The 23,500-nt window shown below is 69.3% G+C and carries 23 protein-coding genes; 15 read left to right on the top strand and 8 right to left on the bottom strand.

Translation table 11 applies throughout. From position 1 onward, the window contains the following. Positions 1-813: transketolase family protein (locus tag M8J74_RS39945; RefSeq protein WP_249841114.1), on the bottom strand; the 813-nt coding region annotated here is incomplete at its 3' end. Positions 814-1,193: 380 nt separating this feature from the next. On the opposite strand from M8J74_RS39945, the gene M8J74_RS39950 reads away from it, so the two are divergent. From M8J74_RS39950 to M8J74_RS39960, 3 genes are all read left to right on the top strand, one after another. After that, positions 1,194-2,147, top strand: coding sequence for a heme o synthase (locus M8J74_RS39950; protein WP_249841115.1), 954 nt, complete (start codon positions 1,194-1,196; stop codon positions 2,145-2,147). A gap of 93 nt (positions 2,148-2,240) precedes the next feature. Beyond that, positions 2,241-2,573, top strand: coding sequence for a hypothetical protein (locus tag M8J74_RS39955; RefSeq protein WP_249841116.1), 333 nt, complete (start codon positions 2,241-2,243; stop codon positions 2,571-2,573). Between the two features lie 105 nt (positions 2,574-2,678). Further along, positions 2,679-3,785: an amidohydrolase family protein gene (locus M8J74_RS39960; RefSeq protein WP_058926023.1), complete on the top strand. Its 1,107-nt coding sequence runs from the start codon at positions 2,679-2,681 to the stop codon at positions 3,783-3,785. Positions 3,786-3,975: 190 nt separating this feature from the next. Here M8J74_RS39960 and M8J74_RS39965 read toward each other — a convergent pair whose 3' ends face one another. Then, on the bottom strand, positions 3,976-4,986 hold the full coding sequence (locus M8J74_RS39965; RefSeq protein WP_249841117.1) for a COX15/CtaA family protein: 1,011 nt from the start codon (positions 4,984-4,986) through the stop codon (positions 3,976-3,978). Positions 4,987-5,063: 77 nt separating this feature from the next. Further along, on the bottom strand, positions 5,064-7,682 hold the full coding sequence (locus M8J74_RS44905) for a tetratricopeptide repeat protein (RefSeq protein ID WP_249841118.1): 2,619 nt from the start codon (positions 7,680-7,682) through the stop codon (positions 5,064-5,066). Positions 7,683-7,933: 251 nt separating this feature from the next. Here M8J74_RS44905 and M8J74_RS39975 point away from each other — a divergent pair, with 251 nt between their 5' ends. Continuing rightward, positions 7,934-9,133: a glycosyltransferase family 4 protein gene (locus tag M8J74_RS39975; RefSeq protein ID WP_249841119.1), complete on the top strand. Its 1,200-nt coding sequence runs from the start codon at positions 7,934-7,936 to the stop codon at positions 9,131-9,133. Here M8J74_RS39975 and M8J74_RS39980 read toward each other — a convergent pair. The 4 genes from M8J74_RS39980 to M8J74_RS39995 form a co-directional block, all read right to left on the bottom strand. Continuing rightward, positions 9,100-11,235 (bottom strand): glycogen debranching N-terminal domain-containing protein, encoded by a 2,136-nt coding sequence (locus M8J74_RS39980; protein ID WP_249841120.1) that lies wholly within the window; start codon positions 11,233-11,235, stop codon positions 9,100-9,102. The two genes, M8J74_RS39975 and M8J74_RS39980, sit on opposite strands and share 34 nt — an antisense overlap. Before the next feature lie 105 nt (positions 11,236-11,340). Continuing rightward, complete coding sequence (locus M8J74_RS39985; protein ID WP_249841130.1) at positions 11,341-12,057, bottom strand: ABC transporter permease; 717 nt, start codon at positions 12,055-12,057, stop codon at positions 11,341-11,343. 56 nt (positions 12,058-12,113) lie between these two features. Beyond that, positions 12,114-13,037 (bottom strand): ABC transporter ATP-binding protein, encoded by a 924-nt coding sequence (locus M8J74_RS39990; RefSeq protein ID WP_249841121.1) that lies wholly within the window; start codon positions 13,035-13,037, stop codon positions 12,114-12,116. A gap of 10 nt (positions 13,038-13,047) precedes the next feature. After that, positions 13,048-13,899, bottom strand: a complete 852-nt coding sequence (locus M8J74_RS39995; RefSeq protein WP_249841122.1) for an AAC(3) family N-acetyltransferase — start codon at positions 13,897-13,899, stop codon at positions 13,048-13,050. A gap of 160 nt (positions 13,900-14,059) precedes the next feature. Between M8J74_RS39995 and M8J74_RS40000 the strand changes: the two genes are divergently transcribed. From M8J74_RS40000 to M8J74_RS40035, 8 genes are read left to right on the top strand one after another with little or no spacing between them, the layout of a single operon-like run. Then, entirely contained in the window at positions 14,060-14,803 is a 744-nt protein-coding gene (locus tag M8J74_RS40000) for a helix-turn-helix transcriptional regulator (protein ID WP_058926028.1), read from the top strand. Beyond that, positions 14,800-16,224, top strand: a complete 1,425-nt coding sequence (gene sufB / locus M8J74_RS40005) for a Fe-S cluster assembly protein SufB (RefSeq protein WP_208782930.1) — start codon at positions 14,800-14,802, stop codon at positions 16,222-16,224. Before M8J74_RS40000 ends, sufB begins: the two co-directional genes overlap by 4 nt. A gap of 57 nt (positions 16,225-16,281) precedes the next feature. Next, positions 16,282-17,463 (top strand): Fe-S cluster assembly protein SufD, encoded by a 1,182-nt coding sequence (sufD, locus tag M8J74_RS40010; protein WP_249841123.1) that lies wholly within the window; start codon positions 16,282-16,284, stop codon positions 17,461-17,463. Then, on the top strand, positions 17,463-17,783 hold the full coding sequence (locus M8J74_RS40015; protein WP_058926031.1) for a non-heme iron oxygenase ferredoxin subunit: 321 nt from the start codon (positions 17,463-17,465) through the stop codon (positions 17,781-17,783). The genes sufD and M8J74_RS40015 overlap by 1 nt, the downstream gene beginning before the upstream one ends. 7 nt (positions 17,784-17,790) lie before the next feature. Continuing rightward, positions 17,791-18,555, top strand: coding sequence for a Fe-S cluster assembly ATPase SufC (gene sufC, locus M8J74_RS40020; RefSeq protein ID WP_249841124.1), 765 nt, complete (start codon positions 17,791-17,793; stop codon positions 18,553-18,555). Beyond that, complete coding sequence (locus M8J74_RS40025) at positions 18,552-19,808, top strand: cysteine desulfurase (RefSeq protein WP_249841125.1); 1,257 nt, start codon at positions 18,552-18,554, stop codon at positions 19,806-19,808. Before sufC ends, M8J74_RS40025 begins: the two co-directional genes overlap by 4 nt. A gap of 16 nt (positions 19,809-19,824) precedes the next feature. Then, positions 19,825-20,289 (top strand): Fe-S cluster assembly sulfur transfer protein SufU, encoded by a 465-nt coding sequence (gene sufU / locus M8J74_RS40030; RefSeq protein WP_058926034.1) that lies wholly within the window; start codon positions 19,825-19,827, stop codon positions 20,287-20,289. Next, the gene (locus M8J74_RS40035; RefSeq protein ID WP_058926035.1) at positions 20,286-20,618 is read left to right on the top strand and encodes a metal-sulfur cluster assembly factor; all 333 of its coding nucleotides are present in this window, start codon (positions 20,286-20,288) and stop codon (positions 20,616-20,618) included. Before sufU ends, M8J74_RS40035 begins: the two co-directional genes overlap by 4 nt. A gap of 94 nt (positions 20,619-20,712) precedes the next feature. On the opposite strand, the gene M8J74_RS40040 is transcribed toward M8J74_RS40035, so the two are convergent. Beyond that, entirely contained in the window at positions 20,713-21,540 is an 828-nt protein-coding gene (locus tag M8J74_RS40040) for an AbfB domain-containing protein (RefSeq protein WP_249841126.1), read from the bottom strand. Positions 21,541-21,816: 276 nt separating this feature from the next. On the opposite strand from M8J74_RS40040, the gene M8J74_RS40045 reads away from it, so the two are divergent. The 3 genes from M8J74_RS40045 to M8J74_RS40055 all read left to right on the top strand — a co-directional run bounded on the left by M8J74_RS40045 (position 21,817) and on the right by M8J74_RS40055 (position 23,402). Continuing rightward, positions 21,817-22,137 (top strand): DMT family transporter, encoded by a 321-nt coding sequence (locus M8J74_RS40045; protein ID WP_249841127.1) that lies wholly within the window; start codon positions 21,817-21,819, stop codon positions 22,135-22,137. Continuing rightward, positions 22,137-22,673: a TetR/AcrR family transcriptional regulator gene (locus M8J74_RS40050; RefSeq protein WP_249841128.1), complete on the top strand. Its 537-nt coding sequence runs from the start codon at positions 22,137-22,139 to the stop codon at positions 22,671-22,673. Before M8J74_RS40045 ends, M8J74_RS40050 begins: the two co-directional genes overlap by 1 nt. A gap of 123 nt (positions 22,674-22,796) precedes the next feature. After that, positions 22,797-23,402, top strand: coding sequence for an RNA polymerase sigma factor (locus tag M8J74_RS40055; protein ID WP_249841129.1), 606 nt, complete (start codon positions 22,797-22,799; stop codon positions 23,400-23,402). The last annotated feature ends 98 nt before the right edge of the window (positions 23,403-23,500 follow it).

A 23,500-nucleotide genomic window follows, 5' to 3' on the forward strand; every position in this document is an offset into this window, starting at 1 on the left:
CGGGGCGGGCCAGGCGATGATCGAGCGCATCGCGATGAACGACGGCCGGTCGGTGACCTTCTTCGCGGCCTCGATCGCGTTGTAGATGGCGTGCGGGTCGAGGTCGCCGTCCGGCTTGGGGGCGATCCGCTGCACGTGCCAGCCGTACGCCTCGTAGCGCTTGACGGTGTCCTCGGAGACGGCCGTCTCGGTGTCGCCCTCGATCGAGATGTGGTTGTCGTCCCACAGCAGGATCAGGTTGCCGAGCCGCTGGTGGCCGGCCATCGAGGACGCCTCGGCGGAGATGCCCTCCTGGAGGCAGCCGTCACCGGCGATGCAGTAGACGAAGTGGTCGAAGGGGGACTCGCCCTGCGGGGTCTCCGGGTCGAACAGACCGCGCTCGTAGCGGGCGGCCATCGCCATGCCCACGGCGTTGGCGACACCCTGGCCCAGCGGGCCGGTCGTCGTCTCGACGCCCTTGGTGTGGCCGTACTCCGGGTGGCCGGGGGTCTTCGAGCCCCAGGTCCGGAAGGCCTTCAGGTCGTCCAGCTCCAGGCCGAAGCCGGCCAGGTAGAGCTGCGTGTAGAGGGTCAGGGACGAATGGCCGGCGGACAGCACGAAGCGGTCGCGGGCAACCCAGTCCGGGTCGGCCGGGTCGTGCCGCATCACCTTCTGGAAGAGGGTGTAGGCGGCGGGCGCCAGGCTCATGGCCGTACCCGGATGGCCGTTGCCGACCTTCTGTACGGCGTCGGCGGCCAGGACGCGGGCGGTGTCCACGGCCCGCTGGTCCAACTCGGTCCACTCGAGGTCTGTGGTGGTCGGCTTGGTGCTCACCCTGAGTCAGGGCTCCTCTCCACATGTCACGCATGTCGAATGCCGGCGCACTGGACGCCCACCGGCCGTTGTCGAGCCTACCCCTGTAAGAACGTGCATTTTTTCGAGTCATCCCAGAGTGCCGGGACTGCGTGGCATCCGCCTCCCGACTGGGCTGTACGGCATTTGGCAACTGAATACGCAGCCGCTCATCTGACTGCTCAATCGAGCTCGCGTACGACCGTCTGCGGGCCCCTTCGCCGCCCCCGTCAGGGCCCCCGCCCAACACGAGCCCACCCCCGCGAAGGCCGGGGTATGGGCAACGTCTACAGTGGCGTGGTACGCGCGAGCCTTTACCCGTGCTTCACACGGGTGGGGCTCGCTGGGATGTCTCTGTAGGGGTGTGCGTGACGGCCGTCGAATCCCGTCCAGCGGGGGTAATCGGTGCGAGCGAGAGCCCGCGTCACCGGCCGTTCGGGGCCCGTGTCAAGGCGTTCGTGGCGCTGACCAAGCCGCGGATCATCGAGCTCCTGCTCATCACCACCGTTCCGGTGATGTTCCTCGCCCAGCAGGGCGTGCCGGACCTGACGCTGGTCCTGCTGACCTGCGTGGGCGGCTACCTGTCGGCGGGCGGCGCCAACGCGCTGAACATGTACATCGACCGCGACATCGACGCGCTGATGGACCGCACCTCGCAGCGGCCGCTGGTCACCGGCATGGTGAGCCCGCGGGAGTGCCTGGCCTTCGGCGTCACCCTGGCCGTCGTCTCCACGCTGCTGTTCGGCCTCACCGTCAACTGGCTGTCGGCCTGGCTCAGCCTCGGCGCGCTCCTCTTCTACGTCGTCGTCTACACGATGATCCTCAAGCGCCGTACCTCGCAGAACATCGTGTGGGGCGGCATCGCGGGCTGCATGCCCGTGCTGATCGGCTGGTCGGCCGTCACCGACTCCCTCTCCTGGGCCCCGGTCGTCCTGTTCCTGGTGATCTTCTTCTGGACTCCGCCGCACTACTGGCCGCTGTCGATGAAGGTCAAGGACGACTACGCGCGCGTGGGCGTGCCGATGCTGCCGGTCATCGCCTCCAACAAGGTCGTCGCCAAGCAGATCGTGATCTACAGCTGGGTGATGGTGGCCGTCTCCCTGCTGCTCACGCCCCTCGGCTACACGGGCTGGTTCTACACCCTCGTCGCCCTGGCGGCGGGCGGCTGGTGGCTGTGGGAGGCGCACGCGCTGCAGACCCGCGCGAAGGCGGAGACGACCGGCGCGAAGCTGAAGGAGATGCGCCTGTTCCACTGGTCCATCACCTATGTGTCGCTGCTGTTCGTGGCGATCGCGGTGGACCCCTTCCTGCGCTGACGCCCCCTGTGACACCCGACGGGCGGGGTGCGTGGTCAAGGCCACGCACCCCGCCCGTCGCCGTTTGATCTACTCGTCGGTAGCATCCTGGCCATGGCAGACACGCAGCAGGTTGACGCGAAGGCCGAGCGCAAGGTGGCGAGGCTCGCCAAGCGGATCGGCGCCTTCTCCAAGGCGCACGGCGGAGCCGAGGGGCAGGTGGCCCACATCGGCGAGCGCGGGGCGCGCATCGTCCTTGTCGGTGAGGACGGCGGCTGGGGCGACCTGGTGGCGCCCTCGTACGAGCTGGCCGAGAAGGCCCTCCAGAAGGCCGGCATCACCGTCCACGAGGACTTCGACGGCGAGTTCGCGGCGAAGGTGCGCACCGGGCGGTACGAGTGGACGCGGATGGCGGGGATCCAGCTGGGCGGCCCCGCGAACGCCTGACGTCTTCCGGCGATTTCGCACGGGGTGTGTCGCAGCAACACCTCATGACCGGTTCACCCGTTAGGACCTGTTAAGGAGCAACGGTCCAGTAAACGGAGATCCCGGATGATCGAAACGCCGTCCCTCGTGGACCAGTACTGCCACGGTGTACTGAGAACCGAACTGGGCCTCGGCACCTTCGAGGCCCAGCTGGCCCGAACCGAGGGCCCGCCCGCCCCGGGCACCACGCTCTTCGACACCCAGACGGGTTTCGCCGTACGGCGCTGGTGCCCGCCGCTGCTGGGCATGGAACCGCACTGCCATCCCGCCCGCTATCTCGCCCGCCGTCGTGAACTCGGCGTGCTGGAGGTGGGCCGCAGACTCCTGCGCGGCAGCGGCATCACGACGTATCTGGTCGACACGGGCCTGCCCGGCGACCTCACCGGGCCGGACGAACTGGCCTCCACGAGCGCGGCCGACGCGCGGGAGATCGTCCGCCTGGAGTTACTGGCCGAGCAGGTCGCGGACACCTCCGGCACCGTCGAGTCCTTCCTCGCCAACCTCGCCGAGTCGGTGCACGGCGCCGCCGCGGGCGCGGTCGCCTTCACCTCCGTCGCCGGCACCCGCCACGGGCTGGCCCTGGCGCCCGAGCCGCCGGGACCGGGGGAGGTGCGGGGTGCGGCGGGCCGCTGGCTGTCCGGCCGCCGGGTCGGCGGCCAGCTGACCGACCCCGTCCTGCTGCGGCACCTGCTGTGGATCGCGGTCGGCTCCGGCCTGCCGCTCCAGCTCCACGCGGGGCTCGGCGAACCGGGCCAGCGCATCGACCGCACCGACCCGGTGCTGCTCACCGACTTCGTCCGCGCCACGGCCGGCCTCGGCACGGACCTGGTCCTGCTGCACGGCTACCCCTACCACCGGCACGCCGCCCACCTCGCGGGCGCCTTCCCGCACGTCTACGCCGACTCGGGCGCCGCCCTGGTGCGCACCGGCGCCCGCGCCGCGACCGTGCTCGCCGAGATCCTGGAGCTGGCGCCCTTCGGCAAGATCCTCTTCTCCAGCGGGGCCCAGGGCCTGCCCGAGCTGCACGTGGTGGGCGCCCGTCTGTTCCGGGAGTCGCTCGGACGGGTGCTGGGCCGCTGGGTGGCCGAGGGGGCGTGGTCGCTGACGGACGCCCAGCGGGTCGCGGGGCTGGTGGCGGCGGGGAACGCCCGGCGGGTGTACGGGCTGGAGTGAGCGGTCCGGGCCAGGGCCTGTCGTTTGGACCAGGCCGGCTGCGGGGGACGGTGCGTCATGGCCGACCCGAGCGGGGTCTGGTGCGTGCAGAGGCAAGGCGGAGGAGGGAGTCGGCGCGATGGGGGTCCCCCTCTGGGGGAGTGCGCACCAGGGCCCGCGATGCCGAGCTGATCCGAACGACAGGCCCCAGCTAGGCGCGTGTGCCGACCGTCATCTCGGCCGAGGGACCCGGCAGGTCGGCCACCACCTCCGGCCGCTCGCGCAGCGCCAGCAGCACCCGCAGGACGCCGATCCACACCAGGCAGGAGCCGAACATGTGCAGGCCGACCAGGGCCTCGGGGAGCTTGGTGAAGTACTGGACGTACCCGATGACGCCCTGGCCGAGCAGGATCAGGAAGAGCTCGCGGGTGCGGGCGAGGGGGGCCGCGGGGGCGTCGACCGCCTTGAGGACGAACCACAGGGCGAACGTCAGCGTGACCACGATCCAGGCCAGCACGGCGTGCAGCTTGCTGACCGTCTCCCAGTCCAGCGGCATCCGCTCGACCTCGCGGGAGTCACCGGCGTGCGGGCCCGCGCCGGTGACCACCGTGCCGACCGCGATGAGCAGCACGGCGGCCAGCACCAGGAACCACACCATCTGCTGCACGGGCTTGCCGACCAGCGGCCGGGGCGCCCCGTCGCCCTCGCGGGTGCGCTGCCACATCACGACGGCCACGGCGATCAGGGCGGTGGAGAGCAGGAAGTGCGCCGCGACCGTGTACGGGTTGAGGCCGACCAGCACGACGATACCGCCGAGGATCGCGTTGCCCATCACGATCCAGAACTGCGCCCAGCCCAGCCGGGTCAGACCGCGCCGGTACGGCTTCTGCGAGCGGGCGGCGACGATCGCCCAGCCGACGGCCGCGCACAGCACGTACGTCAGCATGCGGTTGCCGAACTCGATCACGCCGTGGAAGCCCATCGCACTGGTCGTGGTGAGCGAGTCGGCGGTGCACTTCGGCCAGGTCGGGCAGCCGAGCCCGGAGCCGGTCAGGCGCACCGCGCCGCCGGTGACCACGATGACCACCGACATGACGAGCGCGGCGAGGGCCGCCCGCCGGACCGTCCGGGGATCCGGGGTCCAGCGTGCGGCGATGAAGGCGAGCGGGTTGCGCACGGCCGCGAGGGCGTCGGCGGGGGTCACGTTTGGCACGGCACCCATGGTAGGCCGCCGCTTGTGCACGCTTTCACGAGGGTGCGTCTCCGGGCGCCGACACGGCCGTGTTTCCGGTCACTGGGTCACAGAGCCTGGCGGATGCGGTCGGCTCGCGACCTGAGCCTCGTGGCCTCGTCGTCGTTGCTCGCTTGCATGGCACAGTCGGCCAGGTGTTCGTAGACCGCTATCAGTGCCGGGTGGTGGTCCCCGAGAGCCGTCCGGAAGATCTCTTCCGCCTGGTGCAGCACGCGTTCCGCGCCGTAACAGTCGCCCTCGGCACGCAGGACAGGGCCGAGGCGCACGAGTGACTTGGCCCGGTAGTAGTGCCCCTCGCCGTAACGGCGTTCATAGATCTTTCCCGCCGTTTCCAGAGCCTCGCGTGCCTCGGCCGTACGGCCTTGTGCGAGTCGCAGTGAACCCAGCTTGTTAAGGCAGGCGGCGTACTTGTGCTCCTCGGCCCTGCTGCGTTTGCTGTGCAGCTCTACGACCGGTTCGAGCATCCGGTCGGCGCGTTCGAGTTCCGTGCGGGCGCGTCGACGCAGCTCGAGACGGCGTAACGGTCGCAGAGTCCGCCGTGCCTGCGCACGGTGCATCTCACTACGTCGCCGCAGCACGTCGGCCAGGAATTTGGCGATCTGTGCCGTCTCGAAGTCCTCCGGCCCCCGGTGCGCCCCGAACACAGCCAGTGCCATGGCCAGTTCCTTCTCGGCCACCTCCAGATTCCCGCGGTCCTGGGCGACGATCCCCTGGTCGCGCCGGAGTGCGGCGCGGAAGAGCGTGTATTCAGGCGGTTCCTGACTTCCTCGGCTGGGGATGCGCTTCTCCGCTCGCTCGTAGTGCAGGGCAGCCTGGGTGAGCTGGCCGGCATTGCGGTGGACCAGGCCGATCTCCTGCTCGGCTGCGGCCCAGTCGAGGCTGTCCTCGCGCCAGGTCTGCCTTTCATAGATCTCCACGGCCGATTGCACAGCCTGCAGCGCCTCCGGGAAGCTGTTTCGCTCACGCATGATGCTGCCCAGTTGTCGTTGACACTGAGCCGTCATGCGCAGGTAGGCCTCCTCTTCGTGTCCCTCGCACAGACGCAGTGCCGTACGGCACTCCCGTTCGGCGTGGTCCAGCGCTGCCAGCAGGTAGTGCTCGTGGGCCACTGCGTAGCGGGCGGTGGCACGAGCGAGAGTGTCTCCGTTGCCGATCTCCCGGAGTTCGGCTTCCTGCTCGAAGAAGTCCAGCGCGCGCACCCAGTCGCAACGATGCTCCTGATACTTGCCCACCCGGTGCAGCAGCCGTGCCAGTGCCTGCGGGTCCTGAGAGGCACCAAGACCGCCGTCAGTGTCGTCGCCCCAGGCCAACTTGTCGATCACTGCCTCGACATGGGGCATCATCCGCTCACACTTCGGCCGGGACTCGAGCAGGTCCGGTGTGGTGGGGAAGCTTGCCTCCACGAGCCGCACTGCGGCCTGAGACCACTCCAGGCGTTCGGCCAGGCTCAATCCCTCATGGATCAGGGTCTGAACTCGCGGATGCATGCCGTAGGCGGCCGATCCGTCCCGCCAGTCCCCACTGCGGGTCAACAACGAGTGGTCCACCAGCAGGAGCACCTCGCGATTGAAGCTGACCGGGTCGGCCATCACCTCGCGCAGCCGGGTGGGCAGTACGGATCGGTGCTGCATCAAGGTCGTCTTCTGGACGTCCTCCGAGGCCAGGAAGGTACACAGGCGCAGCAGGTCCACCGCGGCAGGGGAGGTTCGCGAGATCCGGGCGATGGCCCGTCGGAACGTGTCTTCGACAGAGGCGCCGCCAGGAAGGTCACGCAGGTACTCGGTCACGGTGATCTCGGCTTGTGAGATGTAGGCCGCCGCTTGCTCCAGAGCGAGCGGTAACCACCCGAGCTGTCGCCCGAGGGCGGTCAGTGCGGCGTGGTCCTCGTGGGGTGTGTCCAGTGGCCGGAGCCCTAAGCGGCGTTGCAGGAACTCGATGCCCTCCGCCTCGGGGAAGACCCGCAGTTCGATCGGGGCCGTGCACAGGTCGTTCCACCCCTGGTTCTGCTGTGTGGTGATGAGCAGTTCTCCATCACCCTCGGAGGGCAGCAGTGTACGCAGCGAGTCGTCGTAGGCGGGCCAGCCGTCGTACACCAGCAGCCAGTCCTGTTCCTCGCGCAGCCAGCGCCAGAGATTCATGAGCACGACGCTCTTGCTTTCCTGGTCCCGGATGCCGACGCACTTGGCGAACTCCAGGAGTTCAGCACGCAACGCATCCGGCCGCGAGGCATTGAGCCACCAAGTCAACGAGTGCCGGTGCAACTGCTTGCGGGCATAGGCCACCGCCAACTGTGACTTGCCTGCACCGGTCGCTCCGTACAGGACGCAGACGCGGGGGACGGGGCGTTCGCCGCGGTGACGGTCACGGGCGGGGGCGCGCAGCACCCGGACGATCTGCTCGCTCTCCACTGCGCGCCCGGTGAAGTACATGCTGAGGACGGGCAGGTTGTGCGGTGGACCCGATAAGGCCTCGGCGGTGGAGTCCTGTTCGAGTTCCTTGCCCTTTCCGAAGGTGACCTGTGCGGCGATTGCGCCGGTCAGCCCGGCGACGACCATGACACCGGTGGCGAGCCACCAGAGGAACGCGCCGGTCGAGTCCGCGGCCTTCACGGCCACCGGAACGCCGGTGGCAACGCCCGCTCCCACCCCCGCCGACACACTCTTCACCCAACGATGCATGCGATTCCCCCGAAGTCGCGCCACTGTCACGCGGGCGCTGGACGCACGCCGCGTTCAGGGCGAATGTCGTTGAATCTTCTTTTTCCCCCATTTCTTCAGAGCGCAACCAGGCAGCACCTATTTCGTTGAACGGGTTGAACATAGGGCCGGTTGGTCGATTAGGATCCCGGCTCTCAGAGCACTGCCGTATGAGCGGGCGTCCACCCCGAGCGCGGTGGCAAGGGCGCCCGGAGGCGGCAATGGGTCAGGAGTCCGGTCGAAAGACCCCGAAATCGCTCGACATCGCGCTCGTCCACTGGGCGTTTCCGCCCACTGTGGGCGGCGTGGAGTCGTACTTGTGGAACTGTTCCCGACTGCTGGCCAGGCAAGGGCATCGGGTGACGGTGTTCACGGGAACGCCTGACCCCAGGACCCCTCCGGAGCCCGGTGTCGAGGTGCTGTCGCATCCGGGGCTCGACTTGTCGCGTGTGATGGGCGGTGTCGCTGAGCGGGAGGCGCTGCGCCAGTGGTTCGGCGACGAGTTGGGACGGCGGCAGATCCGCCTGGTGCACGGTCACAACCTGCACCATTTCTCAACGGCGCCGGCGGAAGCGCTGCTCGCACTGCGCGATCGGCTGGGTCTGGTACTCCTGCACACCTATCACAGCATGTGGCAGGACCCGGAAAGTGTCGCGATCGCGAAGCCCTGTGGCGGGTTCGACGTCAGTTTCGCCGTGTCGGAGTTTCTCCGCGGCGCCTGTGTCGATGCGCTGGGGATCGAAGGTGCAAAGTCAATGTACCTGGGTATCGACACCGTGCCGTATCTGCAGGTTCCGGAACTTTCCGATCCCGAGCCGAAAGAGGAAGCGATCATTCTTCTCCCGGCACGCCTCATTCCGGACAAAGGGGCGCTCACGGCTCTTGAAGCTATGGCCAAAGTTGTTCGTGAAGATCTTCCGGTGTGGCCGCGATTGATCCTCATGAATACACCGGATTCGATCGATTTCCACGGTGAAAAGATCGGTTTTCGGGAGACAGTGGACACATGGGGGAAGTCGCCGGTGCTGGCCGACCATGTGGACTTCGATCAGGCCGGAGTGGACGGAATGGTCGATCTCTACCGCCGAGCCCGCGTCGTGATCTGCCCCTCCAAGTTCCCAGAACCCATGGGCCTCGCGGCGCTCGAAGCGATGTGTTCGGCCCGGCCAGTGATCGCCACAGACGTGGGTGGTCTGGCGGAGGGTGTCGGCAAAGACGGCTCGACCGGGTTTCTCGTCCCGCCGGACGACAGCGGCGCATTGGCCGACCGCCTCGTCCAGTTACTCCGCGCTCCAGCCCTGTGCCGCTCGGTCGGCAATGCTGCGAGGAAGCGCGCAATCGCGGAATTCGACCTGTCCAGCAGGTGTCTGCCCCTCTTGATCGAGGCCTACGAGGACAGTTTGGGCGCTGCCGCTCGCTGACGAGGTTCGCAGCGCCAGCCATCGGGCAGTGAGTCGACCGTCACGCCCTCCGTCGGGTCCACATGGATCTTCAAGGACTGCCCGGCCAGACGTATCCCGTCGACTTCGATGACCAGCGGGCCGGCGTCTTCGTGCGGCGCCGGCATGGGATCTATGCGGATGGTGCGGTCGGGCGCGTGCGGGCGCAATCCCAGGAGTGCGCCGAGCACGGCCACTCCGGATGCCGCGGACCAGCCCTGGGGGCGGCAGGCGGCCGGGTAGGCGAGAGGCGCGGGCGAGTCGAGGGTTCGCGCATCACCGCCGTACAGTTCCGGCATCCGGTACTCGAAGTGGCTCGCCGCGTCGAGCAGTCCGTTGGTCAGCAGGTGTGCCTCTCCATGACACCCTGCGGCGCACAGTCCTTGTATCGCGATGGCCGTGTCGTGTGTCCACACTGAGCCGCCGTGATAGCTCAGCGGGTTGTAACCAGGCAGTGCCGCGGAGCGGCTACGCAGGCCCCAGCCGGAGTTCAGTTCGGGGGAGGCCAAAAACGCCGCGACATCACGACAACCGTCGGCGTCCAGGATGCCGGTGGACAGCAACTGACCCATGTTGGACGCCGGCCCGCTGACCGGCTGCAGCCCCCGACCAACGGCGATGGCCACGTATCGCGGCGCCGGACCGTGCGGCGAGGGAAGCCAGAACGCATCGGAGAAGCGTTTGCGAAGGTTCTCGGCCCACGTGCGCAATTGCTCCGCACGCTCGTGGCGGCCGCGGGACGAAAGCAACTCGGCCAGTCCGACGGCTGCCTGGTAGGCGTATCCCTGTACCTCGCACAGAGCGAGGGGCGGTTCGATGCGGCGGCCCGCCGCGTCACGGACGGCGTCCTCGCTGTCTTTCCAGGACTGATGGCGCAAGCCGCCGGGGCGCGGGTAATAGCGCAGCAGGCCGTCGGCATCTCGGGTGCTGACGTCCACCACCCAGTCCATCGCCCTCTCCGCGTAAGGCAGCAGCGCCTCCACGTCGGCGTTCGCCATGCCCCAATGCCACGCCTCGACAAGAAGGGTGACGAAGAGCGGCGTCGCGTCGACCGATCCGTAGTAGCGCGACGGCAGGTGGAGACCGTGGCCGTGCTCCGCATCGGCGGGACGAAGTTCGTGGAGAATGCGGCCGGGAGCCTCCTCACGGAACGTGTCGTAGTCCGTTCCCTGACGGCGGGCCAGCGCCCACAGCGTCCCCCGGGCCAGGTCTGTACCCAGCGGCAGCAGCATCCGGGCCGACCAGATGGAGTCCCGGCCGAAAAGTGTCAGGTACCACGGACAGCCTGCCGCGATGAACTGGTCCTGCGGGCCGTCGGGTCGGGTGCGCTCAGGGTCCGCCAGGCGCAGGGCGCGCAGATCGTCGAGGCCTCGGCGCAACAGCGCGACGAGACGCCGGTCGCCGCGGACGGCGGGCCTGCTCCAGGGCGTCTGAGCGCTTGCCGCTCCCGGGTGCCCGGGCGGCGCTGGAACCGCGCCGCCTTCCACCCGCAGCCGGAGTCGGCGGCTCTCACCGGCTCTCAGCTGTATGCCGGCCCAGGTGAACGTACCCCCCTCGGGGCCGTCCGTGATCCCCGGCATCGCGTCGGAACCCACGGGCCGGGCTGCGGCGCGACCGGCCTCCGTCTCCCACACCAGGCCGGAGGCATCGGCGTCGACGTCACAGGGCACGGCGGGGCCCGTACGCCCCCGCTTCACATCGGCGATGTCCGTCAGATCGGTCGCGAGCGCCAGCTCCACATGAAGGCGCCGAGTGACTGTGCCGACGTTTCGAAGCAGGATGTCCTCACCCTGACCGGCGACACGCACCCGCTCGATGATCACGGTGGGATCATCTGTGGGATCGCTGGCGAAACGGCGTACGGCCGTGAAACGGACCTGGTCCGGACCCAGCGGCTGCACGCCGATCGGCTCCGGCTCCTGCCCGTTGATCAGCAGGTATGCCGTGTGCAGCAGCCGACGATCATGTCCGTAGTAGCCCTCCGCCCGCAGGCCCCGCAACTGTCCGTCACGGGACGAGGCGGCGAAGGCCGGCGCGGCGACGCACATCACCACGTCGTGGAGAAGCGGTTGCAGAGCACGCACACTCGAGGGATCCGCGGACTCATACACGGGGCGTCCCTTCCCGCTCCGTGTGCATGTCACTCCTGTGACGTTGGTGGATCGGTTCCCCAGAGGCCGGAAAACACCTCACTCCCAGCGGAAGAACGTCCCCGCCGCGGCCAGCCCCGCGACCGCCCACACGGCCAGGATCCCCAGGTCGCCCCAGGGCATGCCGGCGCCGTGCTGCAGCACGTCCCGCAGGCCGTCCGACAGGGCGGAGATCGGCAGCAGGCCCAGCACGTCCTGCGCTCCCTGCGGGAACTTGTCGAGCGGCACGATCACCCCGCCGCCCACGAGCAGCAGCAGGAAGACCAGGTTGGCGGCGGCCAGGGTCGCCTCGGCCTTCAGGGTGCCCGCCATGAGCAGCCCCAGGCCCGAGAAGGCCGCCGTGCCCAGGACGAGGAGGAGGACGACGGCGAGCGGGTTGCCGTGCGGGGACCAGCCGAGGGCGAAGGCGATCACCGTCAGCAGGATCACCTGCAGGACCTCCGTGACCAGCACCGACACCGTCTTCGCCGTCATCAGGCCCCAGCGGGGCAGCGGCGAGGAGGCGAGACGCTTGAGGACGCCGTAGCGGCGCTCGAAGCCCGTGGCGATCGCCTGGCCGGTGAAGGCGGTGGACATCACCGCCAGCGCGAGGATGCCGGGGGTGAGGAAGTCCACGGCCTGGCCCGCGCCCGTGTCCACGATGTCGACGGAACTGAACAGGACCAGCAGCAGGGTCGGGATCACCACGGTGAGCAGCAACTGCTCGCCGTTGCGCAGGAGCATCTTCGTCTCCAGCGCCGCCTGCGCCGCGATCATGCGGGACAGGGGGGCCGCGCCCGGCTTCGGCGTGTAGACACCAGTGCCCACGGTCGTCACGAGCGCAGCTCCTTGCCGGTGAGTTCCAGGAAAACGTCTTCGAGGGTGTGCCGTTCCACCGAGATCCTGTCCGGCATCACGCCGTGCTGCGCGCACCAGGAGGCCACCGTCGCCAGCAGTTGCGGATCGACCTTGCCGACGACCCGGTAGGAGCCCGGCGTCAGCTCGGCGGCCGAGCAGTCGGCCGGCAGCGCCTTGAGCAGCGAGCCCACGTCGAGACCGGGGCGGCCGACGAAACGCAGGGTGTTCTCCGCCCCGCCCCGGCACAGCTGCTCCGGGGAACCGTGCGCGATGACCCGGCCCGCGTCGATGATCGCGACGTCGTCGGCGAGCTGCTCGGCCTCCTCCATGTAGTGCGTGGTGAGGATCACCGAGACGCCGTCGGCGCGCAGGTCGCGGATCAGGTCCCAGGTGGCGTGGCGGGCCTGCGGGTCGAGGCCGGCGGTCGGCTCGTCCAGGAACACCAGCTCGGGGCGGCCGACCACGGCCATCGCCAGCGCCAGGCGCTGCTGCTGGCCGCCGGACAGCCGGCGGTACGTCGTCCGGCCGCAGGAGCCGAGGCCGAGGCGCTCGATCAGGGTGTCCACGTCCAGCGGATTCGCGTGCAGCTTCGCCACATGGCGCAGCATCTCGTCGGCCCGCGCGCCCGAGTACACGCCCCCGGACTGGAGCATCACGCCGATCCGGGGGTGCAGGTCACGGGCCTGGCGCACCGGGTCGAGGCCGAGGACGCGTACCGTGCCGGAGTCCGGTCTGCGGTACCCCTCGCAGGTCTCCACGGTCGTCGTCTTGCCCGCGCCGTTCGGACCGAGCACGGCGGTCACGCCCGCCTCGGCCACCAGGTCGAGGCCGTCCACGGCGGTTTTCGTGCCGTACCGCTTCACCAGGCCCTGAACCTGGACCACGGGCTCACTTCGCATGGGCCCGAGTCTAGGTACGCGGCGCCCGGCTCCGACGGGCGGGTGCGGGATCCGCACCCGTCGCCATCTCCTCCTCACGGGAGCGGTGCAGCGGCAGCCACCGCTCGGCGTACGCCACCGCGTCCGCCACGGGGAACAGCCGCACCTCCGCCGCACCCGCCTTTCCCCGTACGGCGGGACGGTCCCGCTCGAAGTCCCGGCCCAGCTCGTCGAAGCGGGCCGAGGTGATCGACACCTCGATCACCGTCTCCCAGCCGCCGCCCGGCACGGGCCGGCCCACGCCGACGAGCGGGGAGGGGATGCGGTACTCGGCGAGGTGGAAGCTCGTGCAGGAGGCGTAGCCGGCGCCCAGGAGCAGCACCCGGGCGCCCGTCTCCTCCAGCCTGGCCAGCGGGCTCTGCTCGCCCAGCCGGCAGTCCGTCGCGTGCCCGTCCACGATCCGCGCCGCCTGGGGGCCGAGTGCGGCGAAGGAGGTCTGGGGGTGCGCGCTGCGCAGGGCGCCCGGCCAGGTGCGCACGGTCTCGGGAATCACGCCGACCCCGCGCGTGGGGGTGATCAGGGGGTCGTAGGCGGGCATCGCGGCCCTGATCCGCGACCACCACTCCTCGGGCACCGGAGGGCTGTTCCACAGGGCCGGGTCGGAGATGTCCCCGGTCTGCGTGGGGACGACGATCGTGCCCTGCGGCCCGACGGCGTCCAGGAGCGCCTGGACCACCGCGACGGCGCCTCCGCAGACCCAGCCGAGACTGCTGAGGGAGGAGTGCACGAGGAGGGTCTCACCGCTGCGCACGCCGAGCTCGCGCAACTGCGCGGCCAGGGTGTCGCGAGTGACGAGTGGGCCGGTGGGAGGGGGTGTCGCCATGCTCGGGAGTCTTCCCCACAGGCCCGCCGTGTACCACCTGTTTGATCGATCAAAGATCGTTTGCGCAGGTGGGATTAGGTGAGCCTAAGTGACGCAGGGCACCGTCGGGCCGCCCGGACGCCGCTTGCCCGGTCCTGAGGAATTACGCAACAATGGCGTTGTGAAAAACGTCGGCGAGGCTCGGGAGACCCCCACGGGGACCCCCCAGGAGGAGCTCGCGACCGGGGAGCGGTCCACCCGCAACCGGGTCGCGCGGTCCATCCTGGACCACGGGCCGTCGACCGTCACCGAGCTGGCCGGCCGGCTGGGCCTGACCCCGGCCGCCGTACGACGGCACCTGGACGCGCTCGTCGCGGACGACGTCGTCGAGGCGCGGGAGCAGCGGGTGTACGGCACGCGCACGCGTGGCCGTCCCGCAAAGGTCTTCGCGCTCACCGACTGCGGCCGCGACGCCTTCGACCAGTCCTACGACAAGCTCGCCGCGGACGCCCTGCGCTTCATCCAGGAGCGCTTCGGCGGGGACGAGGCGGTCGTCGCCTTCGCACGCGCGAGGATCGCCGAGCAGGCCGACGCCTACCGCAGGGCGATCGAGGCCGCCGCCCCCGAGGAGCGCACAGAAGCGCTGGCCAAGGCCCTGAGCGCGGACGGGTACGCTGCTACGGCGCGCAGCGCACCGGTCGGCGAGCAGCTGTGCCAGCACCACTGCCCCGTCGCCCATGTCGCGGAGAAGTTCCCCCAGCTCTGCGAGGCGGAGACCGAGATCTTCTCCCAGCTGCTGGGTACTCACGTCCAGCGACTGGCGACCATCGCGCACGGCGACGGCGTCTGCACGACGTTCATCCCAAAGATTTCCGAGATCACTCACAACGCATCTGCAAGCACGGCCGGGAGGAACCCCGCATGACTCTCCCCATCGAGGAGACTGCCCACCCTGAGCTCGAAGGCCTGGGCAAGTACGAATACGGCTGGGCGGACTCCGACGAAGCCGGTGCCTCGGCGAAGCGCGGTCTGAGCGAGGAAGTCGTCCGGGACATCTCCGCCAAGAAGAACGAGCCGGAGTGGATGACCAAGCTCCGCCTCAAGGGCCTGCGCCTGTTCGACAAGAAGCCCATGCCGAACTGGGGCTCCGACCTCTCCGGCATCGACTTCGACAACATCAAGTACTTCGTGCGCTCCACGGAGAAGCAGGCGGAGTCCTGGGAGGACCTGCCCGAGGACATCAAGAACACGTACGACAAGCTCGGCATCCCCGAGGCGGAGAAGCAGCGCCTCGTCGCCGGTGTAGCGGCCCAGTACGAGTCCGAGGTCGTCTACCACCAGATCCGCGAGGACCTGGAGGAGCAGGGCGTCATCTTCCTGGACACCGACACCGCCCTGAAGGAGCACCCGGAGCTCTTCAAGGAGTACTTCGGCACGGTCATCCCGGTCGGCGACAACAAGTTCGCGTCGCTGAACACCGCGGTGTGGTCGGGCGGCTCCTTCATCTACGTGCCGCCGGGCGTCCACGTGGAGATCCCGCTCCAGGCCTACTTCCGGATCAACACGGAGAACATGGGCCAGTTCGAGCGGACCCTGATCATCGTCGACGAGGGCGCCTACGTGCACTACGTCGAGGGCTGTACGGCGCCGATCTACAAGTCGGACTCGCTGCACTCCGCGGTCGTCGAGATCATCGTCAAGAAGAACGCCCGCTGCCGCTACACGACCATCCAGAACTGGTCGAACAACGTCTACAACCTGGTCACCAAGCGCGCCGTCGCCTACGAGGGCGCCACCATGGAGTGGATCGACGGCAACATCGGCTCCAAGGTGACGATGAAGTACCCGGCCGTCTACCTGATGGGCGAGCACGCCAAGGGCGAGACCCTGTCCATCGCCTTCGCGGGCGAGGGCCAGCACCAGGACGCCGGCTCCAAGATGGTCCACATGGCGCCGAACACCTCCTCCAACATCGTCTCCAAGTCGGTGGCGCGCGGCGGCGGCCGTACCTCCTACCGCGGTCTGGTCGAGATCGGTGAGGGCGCCCACGGCTCCAAGTCGAACGTGCTGTGCGACGCGCTGCTCGTCGACACCATCTCCCGCTCCGACACGTACCCCTACGTGGACGTCCGCGAGGACGACGTGTCCATGGGCCACGAGGCGACCGTCTCCAAGGTCTCCGAGGACCAGCTCTTCTACCTGATGAGCCGCGGTCTCAGCGAGTTCGAGGCGATGGCGATGATCGTGCGCGGCTTCGTCGAGCCCATCGCGAAGGAGCTGCCCATGGAGTACGCGCTGGAACTCAACCGGCTGATCGAGCTCCAGATGGAAGGCGCGGTCGGCTGACGCCACCCGCCGTCACCATCAAGCCACTCACGTAAGAAAGCGAGCAGACCGACAGCCATGGCTGAGGCTCAGAACATCCCCGTGGGGTCCACCACCGCGGGCCAGATCGCGGTGGCCGCCGAGTCGACCGTCGCCACGCGCATGAGCGCGCCCCCCTCCTTCGACGTGGCGGACTTCCCGGTCCCGCACGGCCGCGAGGAGGAGTGGCGGTTCACCCCGCTGGAGCGCCTGCGCGGCCTGCACGACGGCACCGCCGTCGCCACCGGCGAGGGCGTGAAGGTCGCGGTCGAGGCCCCCGAGGGCGTCACCGTCGAGACCGTCGACCGCGGCGACGCCCGGATCGGCAGGGCCGGCACCCCGGTGGACCGCATCGCCGCCCAGGCGTACTCGGCGTTCGAGAAGGCCGGCGTGGTCACCGTCCCCAAGGAGACGGTGCTCACCGAGCCGATCCGCATCGCCGTGCACGGCGAGGGCGGGGTTGCATACGGCCACCAGGTCGTCGAGCTCGGAGCCTTCGCCGAGGCCGTCGTCGTCATCGACCACACCGGTGACGCCGTGCTCGCCGCCAACGTCGACTACATCCTGGGCGACGGCGCCAAGCTGACCGTCGTCTCCGTCCAGGACTGGGACGACAAGGCCGTCCACGTCGGCCAGCACAACGCGCTGATCGGCCGCGACGCCACCTTCAAGTCCTTCGTGGTCACCTTCGGCGGCGACCTCGTACGCCTGCACCCGCGCGTCGCCTACGCGGGCCCCGGCGGCGAGGCCGAACTGTTCGGCCTCTACTTCACCGACGCCGGCCAGCACCAGGAGCACCGCCTCCTGGTCGACCACAACACCCCGCACTGCAAGTCGAACGTCGCCTACAAGGGCGCGCTCCAGGGTGAAGGCGCCCACGCGGTGTGGATCGGCGACGTGCTCATCGAGGCCAAGGCCGAGGGCACGGACACGTACGAGATGAACCGCAACCTCGTGCTGACCGACGGCGCCCGCGTCGACTCGGTGCCGAACCTCGAGATCGAGACCGGTGAGATCGTCGGCGCCGGGCACGCCTCCGCGACCGGCCGCTTCGACGACGAGCAGCTGTTCTACCTGATGGCCCGCGGCATCCCGGCCGACGAGGCCCGTCGCCTGGTGGTCCGCGGCTTCTTCGCCGAGCTGGTCCAGCAGATCGGCGTCGACGACATCCAGGCGCGACTGCTGGAGAAGATCGACGAAGAGCTGGAGGCGTCGGTCTGATGTCAGCGTTCGTACGCGCCTGCGGGCTGAGCGAGCTGGAGGAGGACACCCCGAAGCGGGTGGAACTCGACGGCACGCCGGTCTCGGTCGTGAAGACCGAGGGCGAGGTGTTCGCGATCCACGACATCTGCTCGCACGCGAACGTCTCCCTCTCCGAGGGCGAGGTGGAGGACTGCCAGATCGAGTGCTGGCTGCACGGCTCCAGCTTCGACCTGCGCACCGGCAAGCCGTCCGGCCTCCCCGCGACGCGCCCCGTCCCCGTATACCCCGTAAAGATCGAAGGGGACGACGTTCTCGTCTCCCTCAACCAGGAGTCCTGAGGCACCCATGGCAACGCTTGAAATCCGAGACCTGCGCGTCACCGTCGAGGCCGACAACGCCACGAAGGAGATCCTCAAGGGTGTCGACCTGACCGTGAAGCAGGGCGAGACGCACGCCATCATGGGCCCCAACGGCTCCGGCAAGTCGACGCTCGCCTACTCCCTCGCGGGCCACCCCAAGTACACGATCACCGGCGGCACCGTCACCCTCGACGGCGAGGATGTCCTGGAGATGTCCGTCGACGAGCGCGCCCGCGCCGGCCTGTTCCTGGCGATGCAGTACCCGGTCGAGGTCCCCGGCGTCTCGGTCTCCAACTTCCTGCGCACCTCCGCCACCGCGATCCGGGGCGAGGCCCCCAAGCTGCGCACCTGGGTGAAGGAGGTCAAGGAGGCCATGGAGCGCCTGCACATGGACCCCTCCTTCGCCGAGCGCAACGTCAACGAGGGCTTCTCCGGCGGTGAGAAGAAGCGCCACGAGATCCTCCAGCTCGAGCTGCTCAAGCCGAAGATCGCGATCCTCGACGAGACGGACTCCGGCCTGGACGTCGACGCGCTGCGGGTCGTCTCCGAGGGCGTCAACCGCGTCCGCGAGTCCGGCGAGGTCGGCACCCTGCTGATCACGCACTACACGCGCATCCTGCGCTACATCAAGCCCGACTTCGTCCACGTCTTCTCCGGCGGCCGCATCGTCGAGTCCGGCGGCGCCGAGCTCGCCGACAAGCTGGAGAACGAGGGCTACGAGGCATACACGAAGGGTGGCGTATCCGCGTGACACAGCTGCCGGGCCTCCTCGACACCGAGGCGATCCGCAAGGACTTCCCCATCCTGGACCGTCAGGTCCACGACGGGCGGAAGCTCGTGTACCTGGACAACGCGGCGACCTCGCAGAAGCCGCGCCAGGTGCTGGACGCCCTCGCCGAGTACTACGAGCGCTACAACGCCAACGTCCACCGCGGTGTGCATGTGCTCGCCGAGGAGGCCACGGCGCTGTACGAGGGCGCGCGCGACAAGGTCGCCGCGTTCATCAACGCGCCGAGCCGCGACGAGGTGATCTTCACCAAGAACGCCTCCGAGTCGCTCAACCTCGTGGCGAACATGCTGGGCTGGGCCGACGAGCCCTACCGGGTGGACCACGAGACCGAGATCGTCATCACCGAGATGGAGCACCACTCCAACATCGTGCCGTGGCAGCTGCTCGCGCAGCGCACGGGCGCGAAGCTGAAGTGGTTCGGCCTGACCGACGACGGCCGCCTCGACCTGTCCAACATCGACGAGATCATCACCGAGAAGACGAAGATCGTCTCCTTCGTGCTGGTGTCGAACATCCTGGGCACGGTCAACCCGGTCGAGACGATCATCCGGCGCGCGCAGGAGGTCGGTGCCCTCGTCTGCATCGACGCCTCGCAGGCCGCCCCGCACATGCCGGTGGACGTGCAGGCCCTGCAGGCCGACTTCGTGGCCTTCACCGGCCACAAGATGTGCGGCCCGACCGGCATCGGCGTGCTCTGGGGCCGCCAGGAGCTGCTGGAGGACCTGCCTCCGTTCCTCGGCGGCGGCGAGATGATCGAGACGGTGTCGATGCACTCGTCGACGTACGCCCCGGCGCCGCACAAGTTCGAGGCGGGCACCCCGCCGATCGCGCAGGCCGTGGGCCTGGGCGCGGCGATCGACTACCTCGACGCGATCGGCATGGACAAGATCCTCGCCCATGAGCACGCGCTGACGGAGTACGCCGTCAAGCGGCTGGCGGAGGTTCCCGACCTCAGGATCATCGGCCCGGCCACGGCCGAGGACCGGGGCGCGGCGATCTCCTTCACGCTCGGCGACATCCACCCGCACGACGTGGGCCAGGTGCTGGACGAGCAGGGCATCGCGGTCCGCGTGGGTCACCACTGCGCCCGCCCCGTCTGCCTCCGGTACGGAATTCCCGCGACCACGCGAGCGTCGTTCTATCTGTACTCCACGCCGGCCGAGATCGACGCACTGGTCGAGGGGCTGGAGCACGTACGGAACTTCTTCGGCTGATGGGACGAGCGATCGCATGAAGCTGGACTCGATGTACCAGGAAGTCATCCTGGACCACTACAAGCACCCGCACGGGCGTGGTCTGAGGGACGGCGACGCCGAGGTGCACCATGTGAACCCGACGTGCGGCGACGAGATCACCCTTCGCGTGAAGTACGACGGCCACCGGATCGAGGACGTCAGTTACGAGGGCCAGGGCTGTTCGATCAGCCAGGCCTCGGCCTCGGTGCTGAACGACCTGCTGGTCGGCAAGGACCTGTCGGACGCGCAGAAGATCCAGGAGACCTTCCTGGAGCTGATGCAGTCCAAGGGCCGGATCGAGCCGGACGACGCGATGGAGGAGGTGCTGGAGGACGCGGTCGCGTTCGCCGGTGTCTCCAAGTACCCGGCCCGGGTCAAGTGCGCCCTCCTCAGCTGGATGGCGTGGAAGGACGCGACGGCCCAGGCGCTGGGCGCCGACGCCGAAAGGAAGACGGCATGAGCGAGACCGTTGAGATGAAGCCGGCCTCGGAGGAGGAGATCCGCGAGGCGCTGTACGACGTCGTCGACCCCGAGCTGGGCATCGACGTCGTCAACCTCGGCCTGATCTACGGCATCCACATCGACGACGCGAACATCGCGACGATCGACATGACCCTGACCTCGGCGGCCTGCCCGCTGACGGACGTCATCGAGGACCAGGCCAAGTCCGCCACGGACGGCCTCGTCAACGAGCTGCGCATCAACTGGGTCTGGATGCCGCCGTGGGGCCCGGACAAGATCACGGACGACGGGCGGGAGCAGCTGCGGGCGCTCGGATTCAACGTCTGAGGCTTCCCCCAGGAGACTTCCCCCAGGACAGAGAAGCGGCGGCACCCCTCGCGGGTGCCGCCGCTTCGTGCCGTGGTGCCGCCGTTTCGGGGCGTCAGGCGACTGGGCCCACCAGCCGGAACGCCGAATCGGCCAGGTAGAGCGAGCTGTTCTGGAACGGGTCGAGCTTCAGCTGGAAGTTCTGGTGGCGCAGGAAGCGGCCCGGGTAGTTGACCGACTCAAGCATGACCGCGCCCGAGTAGGCGGAGGCGCGCGGGCAGAAGGTCGCGTCCTGCCGGAACAGGGCCGAGCCGTCGTCACGCTCGTCGCGCAGCAGGAAGCTGCGGTGGCGCAGATAGCCGCCGTCCTGCGTGGCGAAGGAGTAACAGGAGCTGTCCGCCAGGCCCTTGACCAGTTTGAACGTGGAGTCCTGGCGGGACTCGGAGCCGCCGAGCGGGTCGAGCTTCACGTAGCCGCCGCTCACATGCCAGTAGCGGTCGGGGTAGTTGACCGACTCGACGGACCGCCAGGTGGCCGACGGCTTCGGCTTGCCCGTCGAACCCGGGTGCGAGCCGGGCGACTTGGAGGGGTTCGCGCTCCGCGCCGCGGACGGCGAGCCGTTCTCCTGGGGCTCGGCGGAGGTGCTGGGACGCGTCGAGGACATGCCGCTCTTGCCGCCCGGCGGTGCCGCCTTCTTGACGGAGGGCGAGGCGAAGGAGATCAGCCCGGGGACGGTCTCGGCGGACGACGGCTCCTGTGACGCCTTCGCGTCACGGTCGGCGCCCGTGTCCATGACGGCCACCGCCATCACGCAGGTGATGACCGTGGCGATGGCGAGCCCGCCGGCCAGCCACAGCCTGCGGGTGCCCGGTGCCCGGGACGTGTCGGGGGCCCAGCCGTTCTCCCAGGGTTCACGGGAGGGGTCGGGCGTGGTGTCTGGCATGCGCGGTTCCTCCAGCGGCGCCCATGGCGGCGGCCGGGGGTGTGAGGGTGGGGTGGTTGAGCGGTGAAACACTAGTGGAGCCAGGGGGAGTTGGGGGAGATGTTCAGGCAAGCGATTTCAGCGAATATCCAACGTCCCTGAAAAAACCTGCCTACAGGACAGTGAAGCCTCTCCCGTCGCGCACCGGCCTTCACACCCTCTCCCCGGCGCCTTCCCGGTCCCTGCCTCGAATCCGCCTGTGTACACCCGTACGCATCGTTGTGTACGCTCGTACACATGGGCTACCTCCTGCTCGGCGCGGCCATCGCCGCCGAGGTCGGCGCGACGACCGCCATGAAGTTCAGCGAAGGCTTCAGCCGGCTCGTGCCGTCGCTGGTGACCGTCGTCGGATACGTCGTCTCCTTCGTCCTGCTCGCGCAGACCCTGAAGACCGTCTCCGTCGGCACGGCCTACGCGATCTGGGCCGGCATCGGCACCGCAGCCATCGCCGTCATCGGCCTGCTCTTCTTCGGCGAGGCGATGACGGCGGCCAAGGTCGCCGGGATGGTCCTGATCATCGCCGGAGTGGTGGTGCTCAACCTCGGGGGTGCGCACTGATGCCCCGCCGCTACGACCCCGACCGGCGCCAGCGGATCATCGACGCCGCGATCCGGGTGGTCGGGGACAAGGGCCTCGCCGGACTGACCCACCGCACGGTCGCGGCCGAGGCGGATGTGCCGCTCGGCTCGACGACGTACCACTTCACGACCCTCGACGAGCTGATGGTGGCCGCGCTGCGCCAGGCCGACGAGGGCTTCGCCAAGGCCATCGCCTCCCGCGGCGGACTGACGGACCCGGCCGCCGACCTGGCCGCTGAACTCGCCGGCCTGCTCGGCGACTGGCTCGCCGGCGACCGCACCGGGGTCGAGCTGGAGTACGAGCTCTACCTCGCCGCCCTGCGCCGCCCCGCCCTGCGCCCGGTCGTCGCCGAGCAGATGACCGCCCTCGCCGACCGCCTCGCAGGCCGCACGGACCCCGTCACCGCCCGCGCGCTGGTCGCGCTCATGGACGGCATCTGCCTGCAGGTGCTGCTGACCGGGACGCCGTACGACGAGGGGTATGCGCGCGAGGTCCTGGCGCGGATGATTCCCTGACGCGCCGGCGCGTGGCGCGGATTCCCTGACGCGCCGCCCTGCGCCGGAGGACCGTGAACTCTCCGCCGCCCACCGGGGAACAGGGGGTGACACGCACGCACCGACGAACCCAGGGGGAGCCTTGTGAGCGGACCACCGCCGTCCACGCCGCGGACGGAGGACGACGCCGAGGTCGTCGCGCAGTCGCTGGAGCAGCCCGAACTCTTCGCCCGTCTCTACGACCGCTACGCGCCCGACATCCACCGGTACGCCGCCCGGCGCCTCGGCGACGGCGCGGCCGACGACATCACCTCGGACACCTTCCTCATCGCCTTCCGCATCCGCTCCCGCTACGACCGGACGCGCCCCAACGCCCGCCCCTGGCTCTACGGCATCGCGGGCAACCTCATCGGCAAGCAGCGCCGCGCCGAGGTGCGGGCGCTCAAGGCCCTGGCCCGCACCGGGCACGACGCCGTCACCGAGTCCTGGGGCGCCTCCTGGGTCGAGGACACCGACAGCCGGATCGCCGCACAGGGCCCGCTGGCCGGCGCGCTCGCCGCGCTGTCGGCGGGGGACCGGCACGTCCTGCTGCTCGTGGCCTGGGCCGAACTCACCTACCAGGAGGTCGCCGAGGCCCTGGGCATCCCGGTCGGCACGGTCCGCTCCCGGCTCAACCGGGCGCGGCGCAAGGTCCGTACGGCGCTGGGCGCCGATCCCGCGTTCGTGAGCGACACGGCGGAGGTGGCGTGACGATGGACGAGCTGACGAAGGTGCGCGAGCTGCGCGCCGACGCGCCCGTGCCCGACCGGGCGCGGCTCGCGCCGGGCCGCGCGCGGCTGGTCGAGGCG

Source organism: Streptomyces panaciradicis (assembly GCF_023516615.1).
GTDB lineage: Bacteria > Actinomycetota > Actinomycetes > Streptomycetales > Streptomycetaceae > Streptomyces > Streptomyces panaciradicis.